The organism is Caenimonas koreensis DSM 17982 (assembly GCF_009646335.1).
GTDB lineage: Bacteria > Pseudomonadota > Gammaproteobacteria > Burkholderiales > Burkholderiaceae_C > Ramlibacter > Ramlibacter koreensis.
In genome coordinates, this window is sequence record NZ_WJBU01000010.1 from 76,947 (window position 1) to 92,666 (window position 15,720).

The 15,720-nt window shown below is 64.0% G+C and carries 14 protein-coding genes; 11 read left to right on the plus strand and 3 right to left on the minus strand.

What is annotated here, in order from left to right; genetic code table 11:
- Positions 1-10 precede the first annotated feature (10 nt).
- The 4 genes from GHT07_RS11390 to GHT07_RS11405 all read left to right on the plus strand — a co-directional run bounded on the left by GHT07_RS11390 (position 11) and on the right by GHT07_RS11405 (position 4,546).
- Positions 11-1,330 carry an HlyD family efflux transporter periplasmic adaptor subunit gene (locus GHT07_RS11390; RefSeq protein ID WP_153585214.1) on the plus strand — a complete coding sequence of 440 codons (1,320 nt, stop codon included), beginning with the start codon at positions 11-13 and terminating at the stop codon, positions 1,328-1,330.
- A 21-nt stretch (positions 1,331-1,351) separates the two neighbouring features.
- Entirely contained in the window at positions 1,352-2,905 is a 1,554-nt protein-coding gene (locus GHT07_RS11395) for a DHA2 family efflux MFS transporter permease subunit (RefSeq protein WP_153585215.1), read from the plus strand.
- A gap of 84 nt (positions 2,906-2,989) precedes the next feature.
- Positions 2,990-4,066, plus strand: a complete 1,077-nt coding sequence (locus GHT07_RS11400; RefSeq protein ID WP_153585216.1) for a 3-deoxy-7-phosphoheptulonate synthase — start codon at positions 2,990-2,992, stop codon at positions 4,064-4,066.
- 75 nt (positions 4,067-4,141) lie between these two features.
- Entirely contained in the window at positions 4,142-4,546 is a 405-nt protein-coding gene (locus GHT07_RS11405) for a hypothetical protein (RefSeq protein ID WP_153585217.1), read from the plus strand.
- A 3-nt stretch (positions 4,547-4,549) separates the two neighbouring features.
- Here the strand turns inward: GHT07_RS11405 and GHT07_RS11410 are convergent, their stop codons facing one another.
- Together GHT07_RS11410 and GHT07_RS11415 are read right to left on the minus strand one after the other, a co-directional pair.
- Positions 4,550-4,972 (minus strand): universal stress protein, encoded by a 423-nt coding sequence (locus GHT07_RS11410; RefSeq protein ID WP_153585218.1) that lies wholly within the window; start codon positions 4,970-4,972, stop codon positions 4,550-4,552.
- Positions 4,973-4,991: 19 nt separating this feature from the next.
- Positions 4,992-5,435 carry a universal stress protein gene (locus tag GHT07_RS11415; protein ID WP_153585219.1) on the minus strand — a complete coding sequence of 148 codons (444 nt, stop codon included), beginning with the start codon at positions 5,433-5,435 and terminating at the stop codon, positions 4,992-4,994.
- Between the two features lie 104 nt (positions 5,436-5,539).
- Between GHT07_RS11415 and GHT07_RS11420 the strand changes: the two genes are divergently transcribed.
- The 6 genes from GHT07_RS11420 (at position 5,540) to ccoP (ending at position 11,215) form a co-directional block, all read left to right on the plus strand.
- Positions 5,540-7,828, plus strand: coding sequence for a heavy metal translocating P-type ATPase (locus GHT07_RS11420; protein ID WP_153585220.1), 2,289 nt, complete (start codon positions 5,540-5,542; stop codon positions 7,826-7,828).
- 7 nt (positions 7,829-7,835) lie between these two features.
- A complete protein-coding gene (gene ccoS / locus GHT07_RS11425; RefSeq protein ID WP_153585221.1) occupies positions 7,836-7,973 on the plus strand; it encodes a cbb3-type cytochrome oxidase assembly protein CcoS in 138 nt (45 codons plus the stop codon).
- Positions 7,974-8,041: 68 nt separating this feature from the next.
- Complete coding sequence (gene ccoN, locus GHT07_RS11430; protein ID WP_153585222.1) at positions 8,042-9,475, plus strand: cytochrome-c oxidase, cbb3-type subunit I; 1,434 nt, start codon at positions 8,042-8,044, stop codon at positions 9,473-9,475.
- A 27-nt stretch (positions 9,476-9,502) separates the two neighbouring features.
- Positions 9,503-10,129 (plus strand): cytochrome-c oxidase, cbb3-type subunit II, encoded by a 627-nt coding sequence (gene ccoO / locus GHT07_RS11435; protein ID WP_153585223.1) that lies wholly within the window; start codon positions 9,503-9,505, stop codon positions 10,127-10,129.
- 18 nt (positions 10,130-10,147) lie between these two features.
- Positions 10,148-10,285, plus strand: coding sequence for a cbb3-type cytochrome oxidase subunit 3 (locus GHT07_RS11440; protein ID WP_153585224.1), 138 nt, complete (start codon positions 10,148-10,150; stop codon positions 10,283-10,285).
- Positions 10,286-10,297: 12 nt separating this feature from the next.
- The gene (ccoP, locus tag GHT07_RS11445; protein WP_153585225.1) at positions 10,298-11,215 is read left to right on the plus strand and encodes a cytochrome-c oxidase, cbb3-type subunit III; all 918 of its coding nucleotides are present in this window, start codon (positions 10,298-10,300) and stop codon (positions 11,213-11,215) included.
- A 29-nt stretch (positions 11,216-11,244) separates the two neighbouring features.
- Here the strand turns inward: ccoP and GHT07_RS11450 are convergent, their stop codons facing one another.
- The gene (locus GHT07_RS11450; protein ID WP_194792908.1) at positions 11,245-14,088 is read right to left on the minus strand and encodes a hypothetical protein; all 2,844 of its coding nucleotides are present in this window, start codon (positions 14,086-14,088) and stop codon (positions 11,245-11,247) included.
- 165 nt (positions 14,089-14,253) lie between these two features.
- Between GHT07_RS11450 and ccoG the strand changes: the two genes are divergently transcribed.
- The gene (gene ccoG / locus GHT07_RS11455) at positions 14,254-15,678 is read left to right on the plus strand and encodes a cytochrome c oxidase accessory protein CcoG (protein WP_323740894.1); all 1,425 of its coding nucleotides are present in this window, start codon (positions 14,254-14,256) and stop codon (positions 15,676-15,678) included.
- Positions 15,679-15,720: the final 42 nt, after the last annotated feature.

The window sequence follows — 15,720 nt, forward strand, 5'->3', positions numbered from 1 at the left end:
GAAAGACATCATGAGCAACGACACCCCCAACACACCGGCCACCACGACGATCAAGGCCACCAATCCGCGCCGGCGCAAGGCACTCACGGCTATTGCTTCAGTGGTGGTTGTCGCGGGTCTCGGCTGGGCCGCCTACGAGTGGCTCGTCGCGAGCCACTACGAATCGACCGACAACGCGTACGTGCAAGGCAACGTCATCCAGATCACGCCGCAAGTCGGCGGCACGGTGCTGGCTATCCAGGCCGATGACACTGATTTTGTGAAGGCCGGCCAGCCGCTCGTGCAGCTCGACCCCGCCGACTCAAAGGTCGCACTCGACCAGGCTGAAGCCAACCTCGCGCAGACAGTGCGGCAGGTGCGCACGCTCTACGCCAACAACGGCTCGCTCGCGGCGCAAGTGAGCCTGCGCGAGGCCGACATTGCCAAGGCGCAGTCTGAAATCAGCCGTGCGAACGATGACCTCAACCGCCGCCAGTCGCTCGTCGGCAATGGCGCTGTGTCGCGTGAAGAGCTCAACCACGCGCAGTCACAGCTGGCCAACGCCAGGAGCGCGCTGGCCGCGGCGCAAGCCGGCGTTGCCGCTGCGCGCGAACAGCTCGCGAGCAACCAGGCCATGACGGAAGGCACAAGTGTCGAGCAGCACCCCAGCGTGCTTGCCGCCGCCGCGAAAGTGCGTGAAGCATGGCTTGCCACGCAGCGCGCATCCCTGCCCGCGCCGGTGGATGGCTATGTGGCCAAGCGCACTGTGCAACTCGGCCAGCGTGTGGCCGCAGGCACGCCGATGATGTCGATCATCCCGCTCAACCAGCTGTGGGTGGACGCGAACTTCAAGGAAGTGCAGCTGCGCAAGATCCGCCTCGGCCAACCGGTGAAGCTCACTGCCGACGTGTACGGCAAGCGTGTGGAATACAAGGGCACGGTCGCGGGCCTGGGTGCAGGCACAGGCTCGGCCTTTGCGCTGCTGCCGGCGCAGAACGCTACCGGCAACTGGATCAAGGTCGTGCAGCGCGTGCCCGTGCGCGTGGCGCTCGATGCAGGCCAGGTCGCAGCGAATCCGCTTCGCGTTGGCCTGTCGATGGACGCTGAAGTTGATGTGAGCGACCAGAGCGGCAAGACGCTGGCCGATGCACCGCGCGCCAATCCCGGCATCTCGACGCAGGCGTACAGCAGCATCGAAGCGGGCGCTGATGCGGAAGTCAAGCGCGTGATCGCGGCGAACTCGGGCCGCGGTGCGCGCGCTGCGGGCACAGCGTCTGCGCTGGCCGCGCCTGCGCCGCGCACGCTGGCAAGTGCTTCGTCCACGAGCGGACCAGCTGCGGCCACGCACTGAACTCCACAGCGCGAGGCACTGATGTCCACGGCCATTCCGATCCAGCCGCTGCAGGGCGCGGCACGTGTGTGGGGCACGATTGCCCTGTCCACCGCCACGTTCATGAATGTGCTGGACACCTCCATCGCCAACGTGTCGCTGCCTGCGATTGCGGGCGACCTGGGCGTCAGCCCCAACCAGGGCACCTGGGTCATCACCAGCTTCGCGGTGGCCAACGCCATTGCCGTGCCGCTGACGGGCTGGCTGTCGCAGCGCTTTGGCCAAGTGCGCCTGTTCGCCGCGAGCGTTTTCCTGTTCGTCATCGCCTCGCTGATGTGTGGCCTTGCGCCGAACATGGCAACGCTGATTGCCTTTCGCGCGCTGCAGGGTTTCGTGGCCGGGCCGATGATTCCGCTGTCGCAGTCGTTGCTGCTTGCCAGCTATCCACGGGCGCTCGCGGGCCTGGCGATGGCGATGTGGGCCATGACCACGCTCGTCGCGCCCGTGATGGGCCCGCTGCTCGGCGGCTGGATCACCGACAACATGAGCTGGCCATGGATCTTTTACATCAACGTGCCCGTCGGTATTGCCGCCGTCACCGCCACATGGGCCATCTATCGCAAGCGTGAGACGCCAACGCGCAAGCTGCCCATCGACTCGTTTGGCCTTGGCCTGCTGGTCGTGTGGATCGGTGCGCTGCAGGTCATGCTCGACATCGGCAAGGAGCATGACTGGTTCGCCTCGGGCGCCGTCATCACGCTCGCAGTCATTGCGGTGGTGGGCTTTGCCGTGTTCATTGCGTGGGAGTTGACCGACGATCACCCGGTGGTGGACTTGCGGCTGTTCGCGCGGCGCAACTTCTGGGCAGGCACCCTCGCCACCTCACTGGCCTACGGCCTGTTCTTCGGCAACATCGTGATCCTGCCGCTGTGGCTGCAGCAGTACATGGGCTACACCTCGACGGACGCGGGCGCGATCATGGCGCCGGTGGGGTTGCTCGCCATCGTGCTGTCGCCGCTGGTGGGCAAGACGGTGACACAGGTCGATCCGCGCAAGTACGCGAGCTTTGCCTTCGTCGTCTTTGCCATCGTGTTGTGGATGCGTTCGCACTTCAACACGCAGGCCGACTTCATGACGCTGATGGTGCCCACCATCATCCAGGGCATCGCCATGGCCTTCTTTTTCATTCCGTTGATGACGATCACGATGTCCGGCTTGCCGCCCGAGCGCATGCCTGCGGCGTCGGGGCTGACGAACTTCGTGCGGATCACTGCGGGCGCGATGGGCACTTCCCTGTTCACCACGTTGTGGGAGCGGCGCGCTGCGTTCCATCATGTGCATCTGTCGGAGATGATCAACCCGGGCAGCATTGCAGCGCAATCGACGATCGCTGGCCTGACGAGTTCCGGCCTGACGAACGAGCAGGCGCTCGCGCAGATCAACCGCATCGTCGACCAGCAGTCGTTCATGCTCGCGGCCAACGACATCTTCTACATGTCGGCCGTGTTGTTCCTGCTGCTGATCCCGTTTGTGTGGCTCACGCACCCGCAAAAGAGTTCTGCCGGTGCGGCGGATGCTGCAGCCGGGGCGCACTGAGGTTTTGGGGGAGGGACGCGGCCGCCGGGTGGCCGATTCACGCTGTGTCCACGGCAAAGCGCTCAATGACATACTCGTGCGCAAATGACAAACCGCACCCGCGACCAAATCTCCGACCTGCATATCGCGCGTGAAGACGCGCTGCCCGCGCCGAGCGAACTGCTGGCTGAATTGCCATGCAGCGCCGAACAGGCTGCTTTCATCGCTGGCTCGCGTGACGCGATCCGCCGCATCCTGCGTGGCGACGACGACAGGCTGATTGTCATCGTCGGGCCGTGCTCGATCCATGAGCCTGCGTCGGCCATCGAGTACGCGCAGCGGCTGCAGGAACTCGCGCGGCAGACCTCGCGCGACTTGCTGGTCGTGATGCGCGTGTACTTCGAGAAACCCCGCACGCGGATGGGCTGGAAGGGCCTGATCTATGACCCCAGCCTCGACGGGAAGGGCGACATCGGCGAAGGCCTTCGCACAGCGCGGCGGCTGTTGATCGACTGTGCACGGCTGGGCTTGCCCGCAGCATCGGAGATCCTCGACCTCGTCACGCCGCAGTACTACGCCGAACTGCTGAGCTGGGGCGCGATAGGCGCGCGCACGGTCGAGAGCCCGCTGCACAGGCAGATGGCCTCTGCGCTGTCGGCGCCGGTGGGCTTCAAGAACCCGACGCATGGCAGCGTCGATATCGCCATCGACGCGATCCATGTGGCCGCGCAGGCGCACCGCTTCCCGAGTATTTCCATGGCGGGCCAGGCGATCGTGGTCAGTACCACCGGCAACCCGGATGCGCACCTCGTTCTGCGTGGCGCGAGCGGCGGCCCCAACTACGACGAGCAAAGCATCGCCAGAGCCTGCGCTGCCCTGGCCACTTCAGGCCTGGCGCCGCGGCTGCTCGTCGATTGCAGCCACGGCAACAGCAGCAAGGACTACCGGCGCCAGCCTGAAGTAGCTGCTGAGCTGGCGCGGCAGGTGGCCGCGGGCTCGCATGCAATTTGCGGCGTGCTGCTGGAAAGCCACCTGGTCGAAGGCAGGCAGGACATCATGGATGGGCGGCATGGCCTGGTGTACGGGCAAAGCGTCACCGATGGGTGCATTGGCTGGGAAACCACGGTGCAAACCCTCGATGCGCTGGCGGTGGGTACACGCCAGCGGCGCGAGCGGCGTTGAGGCAGCAGGCGGCCTGCGGAACTTGAGGCCGGCCCGGCGAATCGCACAGTCATGGGCAACACCTGCGGGACCACAATGAATGCACTGAAATCGAAGTTGTTGAATGCGGCGCTTGCCGCTGCTGTCGCGTTCTCCGCGATCCCGGCGCAGGCGCAGATCGAGACAGCGCTGCATGAGGCCACCCACGAGAGCCCGGCCCTGTTCGAAGGGCTGTGGTGCGGCACGGGCCTGCTGCGAGGCGGCAGCCTGGAGCTTTCGCAGCACCGCGCAAAGTTCGAGGGCATGCTGCGCTATCGCAACCGCGAGCGGCCCGTCAAAGGCGATATCGAAGGCCGCATCCTGCGCACCTTCACCGAAAAGGCGGGCGAGCTCGTGCTGGAGCTGCAAGGCGCGCAGCTGCGCATCCAGCAAGCAGGTGGCAATCTTGTACTGGCGCGGGGCCAGTCGTTCGTGCGGGCCAGCGCTGGAAGCTGCGTTTGAAGCCTACTTGACCAGCAGCACCGGCACGTCGCAGCCCGCCACCACACGTTGGGCAACGCTGCCCATCACGGCGCGCATCAGCACGTTGTGGCCATGCGTGCCCATGACCACCATGTGAGCCTTGCTCTCCTTGGCGGCGGCAACGATCTCATTGGCGATGTTGCCGACTTTCCAGCTGCACTTCGCGTCGATCTTGTGTTTGGCCAGGAAGGTCTTGATCGGGTCGAGCACGGCGTTGGCCTCGTCACGGTGGTAGGCGGCCACCGTGCCTGCACCCATCATCGTTTTGACGCGCGGCGGCACAGGCGCCTGCACATGCAGCACGACTAGTTCGTCGTCCGGTCCGCACAGGCTCTCGTGCGTGACGAGAAAGGCCAGGGCCTTCTTGGTGAACTTGCTGCCATCAACGGCCAGAAGGATTTTCATGTGTGTCTCTTTTCTTGTCTCAACGAAGTACCAGAACCGGGATTGTGCAGTGTGTGAGCACATGCTGGGTTTCGCTGCCCAGCAGAAGTCGCTTGATGCCCTTGCGGCCATGGGAGGCCATCATCACGAGGTCGCACTTGTACTTCTTCGCGGCGCCGACGATGGACTCGGCCACCAGGTCGGATTTCGTGATCACGCCCTTGGCCGTCACGCCCGCCGAGCGTGCCTGCGTCACCACGGCGTCCACGATCGCCTGGCCCTTTTCGGCCCAGCGCTTTTCGGTGGAGGCGAGCTCCTCGGGGTTCATCGAGATCGAGCCTTCGAAGTAGCTCACCGGGTAGCGCGGCACGACGTGGAGCGCGATCAGCTCGGCCCCCGTGGCCGATGCAAGCTCGATGGCGCTGCGCACGGCTTTTTTCGACAGGGTCGAGCCGTCGGTGGTGACGAGAATCCTGGTGTACATGTCTGCCTCCGGTTGAATGGATGATCGCAGCCTAAGTGCGATACATACAGCGCGGGTTGATCCATGTCAACGTCGCGGCACATCGTCCGGGCTAGCCTTGCAGCATGCCTGCAACCGCCTTTGCGATCCCGCCAGCCCAGTCGTCGGCCCTGCCGTGGGCTGCGCTTGACGATGCGGCCGAGTGGCAGTCGTTCAGCCGCCCGCTCAACAGTGCCGGCAAGGGCAGCGACGATCTCCAGGAGTCGTTCCTGTCGATCGAAGGCATGCACTGCGCCACCTGCTCACTCGCCGTGGAAGAGGCGCTGCTGCGGGTCGACGGCGTGAGCTGCGTGCAGGTCAACGGCGCCACCGCAACAGCGCGTATCGAATGGTCGCCACAAGTCGCCAGACCTTCGAGCTGGCTCGCCGCCTTGAAGCAGGCAGGCTACGGCGCCGTGCCCGCCGCCGACTTGCTGGACAGCGCGCCGCGCGACAAGGAGCGGCGCGTGCTGTTGTGGCGCTGGCTCGTCGCGGGCTTTTGCATGATGCAGGTGATGATGTACGCGGTGCCGGCCTACGTGGCGCCCGAGGGCGAGATCACGCCCGATATCGTCCGCCTGCTCGGCTGGGCGTCGTGGGTGCTGACACTGCCCGTCGTGCTGTTCTCCTGCTGGCCGTTTTTTGCCTCGGCGCTGCGCGACATGCGCAACCGCGTCGTCGGCATGGATGTGCCGGTTGCGCTGGGCATTGCCATTGCATTCGGCGCGAGCAGCGTTGCCACGTTCGATCCTGCGAGCCCGCTGGGCCATGAGGTCTGGTTCGACTCGGTGACGATGTTCGTGTTCTTCCTGCTGTCCGGCCGCATCCTCGAGCAAAGGCTGCGCGACAAGACAGCCGGCTCGCTCGAAGCGCTGATGCGCCGCCTGCCACCCACCACGCTGCGCCGTAACGCCGACGGGCTCTATGAACGCGTGGCCGTCAGGCGCCTGGCCGCAGGCGATGTGGTGCAGGTGCTGCCTGGCGAAGCATTCCCCGCCGATGGCGTTGTGCTCGAAGGCCAGACGCGCGCCGACGAGGCGCTGCTCACGGGCGAATCGTCGCCGGTGCTGCGCCGTGTGGGTGACGCCGTGATTGCAGGCACACACAACCTCATCGGCGCCATCGTCATGCGCGTTGACCGCGCCGGTCGCGAGACCCGCTATGCGGAAATCGTCGCGCTGATGGAACGCGCGGCCATGGAAAAGCCGCGGCTGGCCCAGCTCGCTGACCGTATCGCGGGCCCCTTCATGCTCTTCGTGCTGCTCGCTGCAGCTGCCGCTGCCGCGTGGTGGTGGCCCGACAACCCCGCCCGCGCAATCGGTGTGGCAATTGCGGTGCTGATCGTCACGTGCCCGTGCGCGCTGTCGCTGGCAACACCAGCGGCCACGCTTGCCGCAGCGGGCGCGCTGGCGCGGCGCGGCGTGCTCGTGCGCCGGCTACAGGCTCTGGAAGCGTGCGCCTCGATCGACCTCGTGGCGTTCGACAAGACCGGCACGCTCACGCAGGACCGGATGGGCTTGTCGGCCACGCATGTGCGGCCAGGCTTCGACGCCAGGATGGCACTCGACATGGCGGCGGCGCTGGCGCGTCACTCCTTGCATCCGGCATCGCGCGCGATCGTTGCCGCAACCGTGGCCACACCGTGGGTGGCAACCGGGACCAGCGAAGTCGCGGGCAGTGGCGTGCGCGGGGATGTGTCCTCGCCGCTCTTTCCGCAGCCGCGCGCCATGCGGCTGGGCTCGGCCCTGCTGTGCGGCGCAGGCCCCGAATCTGCGCTGGGCGACCAGATGCAGGTTCACCTGGCCGACAGCGACGGCTGGCTCGCGACCTTCGATCTCGACGAGACCATGCGCCCCGACGCCGAAGCTGCAGTGGGCGAACTGCGCTCGCGGGGCATGCAGGTCGAACTGCTCTCCGGTGACCGCGACGCGGCAGTCCGCCGCCTGGCTGCGCGCGCCGGCATCGCAGCGGCCCATGGCAGTTGCACACCGGCCGACAAGCTCGCGCGTGTGCAGGCCGCGCAGCGCGAAGGCCACCACGTGTTGATGGCTGGCGATGGCGTCAATGACGGCCCGGTGCTGGCTGCAGCCAATGTTTCTGTCGCGATGGGGCAGGGCGCACCGCTCGCGCAGGCCAGATCCGATTTCATCGTGCCCGGCGGCCAGCTGAGGATGGTGCCCGCGCTGGTGCGTCATGCGCAGCGCACACGCTCCGTGGTGCGCCAGAACCTCGCCTGGGCCGCGGGCTACAACGCCGTGTGCGTGCCGCTCGCCATCGCAGGCGCGATGCCGCCTTGGCTGGCGGGGCTGGGCATGGCAGCCAGCTCGCTGCTGGTGGTGGCCAATTCAGCGCGGCTCGCGCGCATGGAAGACTGAACACGCGATGGACATTCTCTTTTTGCTCATTCCGCTGTCCGTCGTGCTGGCACTGCTGATTCTTGGCGCGCTCGGCTGGGCCGTGTGGCGCGGCCAGTTCGATGCAGTCGAAGCAGAAGGCGAGCGCATTCTCCGCTCCGATTGACTTGTATCAAGTCTTGTCCTGCAGCTGGACAGGAAACTCGCAGCATCTAGAACCGAAGGTGCTTGCAAATGACAGACAAATCCGCGCAGCCAGCGATCTACGACGACACCGTCGTCAGGCAGTTCTCCATCATGGCCGTTGTGTGGGGTGTGGTGGGGATGCTCGTTGGCCTCATCATCGCCGCGCAACTCGCCTGGCCTGAGCTGAATTTCGGCATACCGTGGCTCAGCTACGGCCGGCTGCGACCGCTGCACACCAACGCCGTGATCTTTGCGTTTGGCGGCTGCGCACTGTTTGCTTCGAGCTATTACGTCGTGCAGCGCACCTGCCACGTGCCGCTGTTCCTCTCCAAGCTTGCGCAGTTCCACTTCTGGACATGGCAGCTGGTCATCGTGGCCGCTGCAGTCACGCTGCCCCTGGGCTTCACGCAAGGCAAGGAATACGCAGAACTCGAATGGCCGATCGACATCCTGATCGCCGTGTCATGGGTTGCGTACGCCATCGTGTACTTCGGCACCATCGGCATGCGAAAGGTTCGCCACATCTACGTGGCCAACTGGTTCTTCGGCTCGTTCATCCTGGCCGTGGCCATTCTTCACATCGTCAACAGCGCCGCAATTCCGGCCGGCATGCTCAAGTCCTACTCGGCCTATGCAGGCGTGCAGGACGCGATGGTGCAGTGGTGGTATGGCCACAACGCAGTGGGCTTCTTCCTCACCGCAGCCTTCCTGGGCATGATGTATTACTTCGTACCCAAGCAGGCCGAGCGCCCCGTGTACAGCTACCGGCTGTCCATCGTTCACTTCTGGGCGCTGATCTTCACGTACATGTGGGCGGGCCCGCACCACCTGCACTACACAGCGCTGCCTGACTGGACGCAGTCCATCGGCATGGTCTTCTCGCTGATCCTGCTGGCACCCAGCTGGGGCGGCATGATCAACGGCGTGATGACGCTGTCTGGCGCCTGGCACAAGCTGCGCGACGACCCGATTCTTCGCTTCATGATCGTGTCGCTCTCCTTCTACGGCATGAGCACGTTCGAAGGCCCGATGATGTCCATCAAGACAGTGAACTCGCTGTCGCACTACACCGACTGGACCGTTGGCCACGTGCACTCCGGCGCGCTCGGCTGGGTGGGCCTGATCTCGATGGGCACGCTGTACTACCTGATCCCGCGCCTGTTCGGCCAGAAGAAGATGCACTCGGTGCCCGCCATCGAACTGCACTTCTGGATCTCCACCATCGGCATCGTGCTGTACATCGCCGCGATGTGGATTGCCGGCGTGATGCAGGGCCTGATGTGGCGCGCAGTCAATGCCGACGGCACGCTGACCTACACGTTCGTCGAATCAGTCAAGGCGACGTATCCGTTCTACGTCGTGCGCTTCACGGGCGGCCTGTTGTACCTCACCGGCATGCTGGTGATGGCCTGGAATGTCTGGATGACCGCCACGAGTGGCCGCGCGGCCCGCGTTCCGGTCGCAGCGCCTGCAATGGCCTGAAGAACAACAAAAGGGTAGCCACCAATCATGAGCGACAACTCCACCTCCACCGGCTTCTCGCACGAGAAGATCGAGACCAACAACTTCCTGATGATCGTGCTGATCCTCCTCGTGATCGCCGTGGGCGGCCTCGTGGAAATCGTGCCCCTCTTCTTCCAGAAGACCACCACGCAGGCGATCGAAGGCGTCAAGCCGCTCACGTCGCTGCAGCTGGCCGGCCGCGACATCTACACGCGTGAAGGCTGCTACAACTGCCACTCGCAGATGATCCGGCCGTTCCGCGCCGAGACACTGCGCTACGGCCACTACTCGGTGGCTGGCGAATTCGTCTATGACCACCCGTTCCAGTGGGGCAGCAAGCGCACCGGCCCGGACCTGCACCGCGTGGGCGGCAAGTACAGCGACGAATGGCATCGCATCCACCTGAACAACCCGCGCGACGTCGTGCCCGAGTCGAACATGCCTGCTTACTCGTGGCTCGAAAAGACGCCCGTTGATGCAGCTGCAATGCCTGCTCACATGAAGGCGCTGCGCATGGTGGGCGTGCCCTACACCGACGCGCAGATCGCCGCGGCCGAAGCAGACGTCAAAGGCAAGACCGAGATCGATGCGCTCATTGCGTACCTGCAGTCGCTCGGCCTGGCACTGAAGTAGCGCCCAGGAGATATAGACATGGACATTACCACCTTGCGCATTGCCGCAACACTCGCCTGCTTCGTGACCTTCATCGGGATCATGGTGTGGGCCTATTCACGCCGCAACCGCGCCAGCTTCGACGAAGCCGCGCGCATCCCGTTCGAGCAGGATTGAAGGACTGTCACGATGAGCGATTTCACTGCCAACTTCTGGTCCGTCTATGTAGCGGGCCTGACAATTCTCAGCATCCTGGGCTGCGTGCTGCTGCTGTGGGTCACCGCACGCAAGAAGGTTGCGTCCAGCAGCGACAACACGACCGGCCACGTCTGGGACGGCGACTTGCGCGAGATGAACAACCCCATGCCACGCTGGTGGGTGTGGCTGTTCGTCATCACCATCGTGTACAGCCTGCTGTACCTGGTGGCCTATCCGGGCCTGGGCAGCTACCAGGGTGAGATGGGCTGGACGTCGCGCGGCGAGCATGCCAGCGAGATGGACCAGGCCACCAAGGAACTTGCACCGCTGTACGCGCAGTTTGCCGCCAAGCCGGTTGAAGAGCTGGCCGGCGACCCGAAGGCCAAGGCCATTGGCGAGCGCCTGTTCGTCAACAACTGCGCGCAGTGCCACGGCTCCGATGCGCGCGGCAGCAAGGGCTTTCCGAACCTGACCGACGCTGACTGGCTGCACGGCGGCACGCCCGACAAGATCATCGAGACCATCACCAAGGGCCGGCGTGGCCAGATGCCACCGATGGCCGCGGCTGTGGGCGGCGCTGACGACGTGAAGAACGTTGCGCAGTATGTGCTGAGCCTGTCGAATGCACCGCACGACTCCGTGCGTGCACAACTCGGCAAGGCCAAGTTCACTGCGTGCGCTGCCTGCCACGGTGTGGACGGCAAGGGCAACCAGGCCATCGGCGCACCTAACCTGACTGACGACATCTGGCTGCACGGCTGGGGCGAGAACGCAGTCATCGCCATGGTCAACAACGGCAAGCTCAATGAGATGCCCGCACAGGAAAACAAGCTGACCGCCGAGCAGATCCGTGTGCTTGCGGCCTATGTGTGGGGCTTCTCGAACAAGCCGCAAGCAGCCAAGCCCTGAGCCGGCGCGCTTGCGGGCTTGCGTCGCGATCAGCCTGCGCTTGCAACGGCAGGCTGTCGCGGCTTGATTGCATTCAGTAGCTGGTTGACAACGCTCTCTTGCCGACTGTCCAAGTTTGCCGATTCCAGCATCCCTTGTATGTGGCCCCGCTGTATGTAAGTGAGCCGGCCCATGCTCGCGTCGAGGAAGCCCTGAGTCGTTGGACGACCGGGACTGGTTTGCGCGTCGATCGCTGAGATCAAGAACGCCAAGTCTTCAATTGCGCCACGGGCAACGCCCCGTTCTGTCGCGTCACTCGGGTCCCCCCTCATGTCGTGCAGCAAGGCATCGAACCGGTCTGCGCGCCATTGATCCAGCACGCCCGGCTCCACCGGGCCTGAAACCCGTCCAGCCTGGCGAAGGCTTTGTGCGATGGGTTCGGCGCCGGCGCGCATCTCCAGCACTTCTGCCAGCGACATGCTCAGCCGATCAAGCCGAACGTCGGGCTTCAACCTGCTGGGCGCGGTACGCAGCAGCGCCTGCGCGAAGCTGACGAGAGCATCGGTGTTCAGCGTGAGCAGCAAGTCCTCGGCATGCGCGAGAAAGCGCCTGCCTTCATCACTGTCGATTTGTGAGCCTTCGAAGTTGGCTTCTCGCATGAGTTTGACCAACGCCACGTCCAGGCCCGTGTCCGATGCGCGCGTGGTGGGCAGCGCCGATGCCACGGCATCTTCCATGGCATCGAAGATGGCGTCGCGGTAGTCCTCGCGCTGTGCGGCTTCACGCTCCACGCGTGATTGCGCAATGGCCTTCTCCGCGCCGCGGATTGTCTGCGTCATTGCTCGCACGCGGCGCAGCCCTGCGCCTTTGACTTTGGCGGCAATGCCTTCGGGTGCCGCCGGATTGATCCCTTCTTCTTCGATTCTTTGCTCGTACATGCTCTGCGCATCGAGTTGCTGCAGCACCTCGACGAGGCGCCGGTGCACGATAGCGCTACCTTCCGGCGCGGGCAGGCGATCGAGACGCGCCAGCGCCTTGGTGAGAACCTTGAGCGTGCGCGCGTCCATGTCGTCAAACGTCGCATGCAACGCATCGCGAAATAAATGAACCGCGTGCTTGAGGGTGGCGCCTTCACTCATCAGCCGCTGCACCTGCTCGACTGCCTGCATGAAAAAGTCTGAGATGAACAAAGCGTCTTCATCCCGCCCTGCAAGGGGGGCCTCGCCAAGCGTGAGAGCCAGCATTTTTGCAATTGCCTGGAGCTGCACGTGTGCGCTCGAGTTGTTCTGTGCAGCTGCAGCGTCCCCGATTGCAGGCGCTGGTTCCACGTCTGCATCCTGCAGCCGCATAGCGCGGTTGCGAAGATCGCGTTGCACGAGCCGATCTACGGTGATCACGCGGTGCTGGAGCTTCTTGGGATACACAAAATCGAGGTTCAGCTTGATCTGCCTGAGCTGCTCGTCAGTGCACCTTTCAAGCTCAAGCTGCAGGTTCTTGTTGAACGCGTGGTCTTCCTCGCTGGGCGGTATGACCGTGTGCAGCCCTACAAATATGGCCGTCACGAATTTCGACCCATTTGGCCTGGTGCGCACATCGGGCCGGGCCAGTGATTGCACAGCGTCTTCGATGCGTCCCGTAAGAAATCCATGCCGCGAGGCCGACCAGCCTGAGAGCTGCGTGTTGCGCAGTTGAAGAGTTGTCGCCTTGGTGCCCGGCCGCATCTCCAGCACATCATGCAGTGACTTGCCAAGCTTGTTGAGATGCTCGTTGATGGCCGTGCGTCCTGGGGCGGTTTCCAGCAGGGCCTGTGCGATGCTGACGAGCTCGTCTGTACTGCGCTTGATCAGGAAATCTTCGGCAAAGGCGAGGAATTCGTCCGGTGTCAGTCGCTGTTGCTCGGTATCAGCGCCGTCCAGTGCCATGGTCAGCAGCTTGATATTGATCGCAATTGTTGCGTCGCGGGCTGGCCCGCCCAAGCGGGCGACCTCCATTGTTTTTTGCAGCGTTGCCTCCAGCCCGGCGCGCCGCCGCGCACGAGCTTCGGCTGCCTGCCGCTCAAGCCTGTGGGCACCGCCGATCTTTCGGTCGAACTTTTCGCCGGTGCGTTTGGTCTTGCGCCATGTTTTGAGCCAGGCCTGCTTTGCTTTGCCTGCGGTGGTGTCGGCAGGCGGCTGTTGGGCCCGTTCTGCGTCAAGTGCAGCGCGCCGCAACTTCATGGGCTCCATCTCGATGATCGCCTTGGCGAAGGTGCGCTGTAGCAACCTGCGGTTCGAGTCGCTCGCAAACTGGGCGAGCCGGTCCAGGCTATCCAGTACCTTCGCGAGGTCCTCGGAGTTCATCTGCAGCAGTGTTTCGCCCGCAGACGCCGTAAACACATCCAGCGCATTGCCGAAGGGCACGTCGTGGGCCAGCAGTGCCTTGAATTTCTTGCCAGCTTCACGCATCAAAAGGTACATGGCGCTGTCGAAGCCTGCGTCGTCCAGCTCGACTTTCACCAGCGCTTGGACAAGAAGTTCGGCTTGCTTGCTGACTTGCTCCTGCGCTTGAAGGCAGGTGATGGGTGCCTTTGCAGCCTGCAGCGGCAGCGGCTGCGGCTCATCCGTGTACGGATCAACTTCAAGGTTGAAGCGCGAGAGACTCCCATTGAGAGGCGCTTCGTCGGCATTGCCATCCAGGTGGCCTTCGTGCTTGCGCTCGTAGTAGCCGTCGGATAGCGACCTGTTGCGCCTGGCCTGGGGCTCATAGGGCGAATAGTCGTGCGGCTCGCCAGGTTGCGTGAATTCATGCGTTTGCGAGATCGATGCCGCGCGGTTGCCTGCGTATGGCTCTTGCGGCTGCACCACTGATACGTCGCGGCCGGCGATCGTGCCGGTCGTTGGTGGAGGGTTGGGCACTTGGCTCGGATTGGCGGGTCTGTTGTTCGATACGCTGGCGCTCATGCGGTTGCTCTCAGTTATGTGGACGCGGCTGAGTGGCACCACAGCCGCAAAGGTTCCAAGACAGAAGTCCGCATGAGCTAGATCAAGTGGGGTTAGCGCCAGGTGGGTGAAAATCGGCGCGTGAATACGAATCTCCGGAAAATCATTCCAATCGTCCCCGCCGAACCGGGCGAGGGCGAGTCGCTGTACGAAGCGCATAAAAAAATCTACCCGCACCAGGTCACTGGGCGCTATGCGAACTGGCGCTGGGCGATGGTGTGGATCACGCAGCTGGTGTTCTACGGCGTGCCGTGGATCGAGTGGGGCAACCGCCAGTCGGTGCTGTTCGACCTGGCATCGCGGCGCTTCTACATCTTCGGCTTCGTGCTGTACCCGCAGGATTTCATTTACCTGACGGGGCTGCTGGTGGTGAGCGCCCTGTCGCTTTTCCTGTTCACTGCCATGGCAGGCCGGTTGTGGTGCGGCTTTGCGTGCCCGCAGACGGTGTACACCGAAATTTTCCTTTGGATAGAGCGCAAGGTCGAGGGCAGCCGCACTGCGCGCATGCGGCTCGACGGCGAGCCCATGTCACTCGAAAAGCTCGTCAAGAAGTGGTTCAAGCACCTGCTGTGGGTCGGTGTGGCGATGTGGACGGGCTTCACGTTCGTGGGCTACTTCACCCCCATTCGCGAACTGGGCCTTGAATTCCTGCAGACGCGCATGGGCTCGTGGGAAGTGTTCTGGGTGTTTTTCTACGGCTTTGCCACCTACGGCAACGCAGGCTTCATGCGCGAGCAGGTCTGCAAGTACATGTGCCCGTACGCGCGCTTCCAGAGCGCAATGTTCGACAAAGACACGCTCATCGTCAGCTACGACAGCGAACGCGGCGAGCCGCGCGGCGCGCGCTCGCGCAAGGCCGACCCGGCAGCGCTGGGCCTGGGCTCGTGTGTGGACTGTGATTTGTGCGTGGCCGTGTGCCCCACAGGCATCGACATTCGCAACGGCCTGCAGTACGAATGCATTGGCTGCGCCGGCTGCGTGGACGTGTGCAATGGCGTGATGGACAAGATGGGCTATGAACGCGGCCTGATCCGCTTCACCACACAGCACGCCGTGAGCGAAGGCCTGAGCTCGCCGCAGATCTGGCGGCGCACGCTGCGCCCGCGCATTCTGGTGTACGGCGCCATCCTCGCGGCCATCTGCATTGCGCTGCTGTCGAGCCTGGTCGCGCGCACGCCGCTGAAGGTGGACGTGATCCGCGATCGCGCGGCGCTCTCGCGCATCGTCGCCGGCGGCAAGCTTGAGAACATTTATCGGCTGCAAGTCATGAATGCGACTGAGAAGCCGCAACGCTACGTTGTTACCGCCACCGGCCTGCCTGACTTGCAGATCGCATCTGAGACAGAACTCGATGTCGGCCCCGCAGAAGCACGCTGGCTGGCAGTGCGCGTGCAGATACCGTACGGCTCGGCCGCACCGGGCTCGCACACTATCCACTTTGGCATCGGCACTGTGAATGGTGATGCGCATACCAGCGAGAAGTCGGTGTTTCTCGTGCCGAGATAACCAGGCAAACGATAGACATGCGTCGAAGAAGCAAAGGAGACA

Bases quoted from the DNA above. Each gene is read 5' to 3' on its own strand.
- GHT07_RS11390 (WP_153585214.1), top strand. From the start codon at position 11: ATGAGCAACGACACCCCCAACACACCGGCCACCACGACGATCAAGGCC.
- GHT07_RS11395 (WP_153585215.1), top strand. From the start codon at position 1,352: ATGTCCACGGCCATTCCGATCCAGCCGCTGCAGGGCGCGGCACGTGTG.
- GHT07_RS11400 (WP_153585216.1), top strand. From the start codon at position 2,990: ATGACAAACCGCACCCGCGACCAAATCTCCGACCTGCATATCGCGCGT.
- GHT07_RS11405 (WP_153585217.1), top strand. From the start codon at position 4,142: ATGAATGCACTGAAATCGAAGTTGTTGAATGCGGCGCTTGCCGCTGCT.
- GHT07_RS11410 (WP_153585218.1), bottom strand. From the start codon at position 4,972: ATGAAAATCCTTCTGGCCGTTGATGGCAGCAAGTTCACCAAGAAGGCC.
- GHT07_RS11415 (WP_153585219.1), bottom strand. From the start codon at position 5,435: ATGTACACCAGGATTCTCGTCACCACCGACGGCTCGACCCTGTCGAAA.
- GHT07_RS11420 (WP_153585220.1), top strand. From the start codon at position 5,540: ATGCCTGCAACCGCCTTTGCGATCCCGCCAGCCCAGTCGTCGGCCCTG.
- ccoS (WP_153585221.1), top strand. From the start codon at position 7,836: ATGGACATTCTCTTTTTGCTCATTCCGCTGTCCGTCGTGCTGGCACTG.
- ccoN (WP_153585222.1), top strand. From the start codon at position 8,042: ATGACAGACAAATCCGCGCAGCCAGCGATCTACGACGACACCGTCGTC.
- ccoO (WP_153585223.1), top strand. From the start codon at position 9,503: ATGAGCGACAACTCCACCTCCACCGGCTTCTCGCACGAGAAGATCGAG.
- GHT07_RS11440 (WP_153585224.1), top strand. From the start codon at position 10,148: ATGGACATTACCACCTTGCGCATTGCCGCAACACTCGCCTGCTTCGTG.
- ccoP (WP_153585225.1), top strand. From the start codon at position 10,298: ATGAGCGATTTCACTGCCAACTTCTGGTCCGTCTATGTAGCGGGCCTG.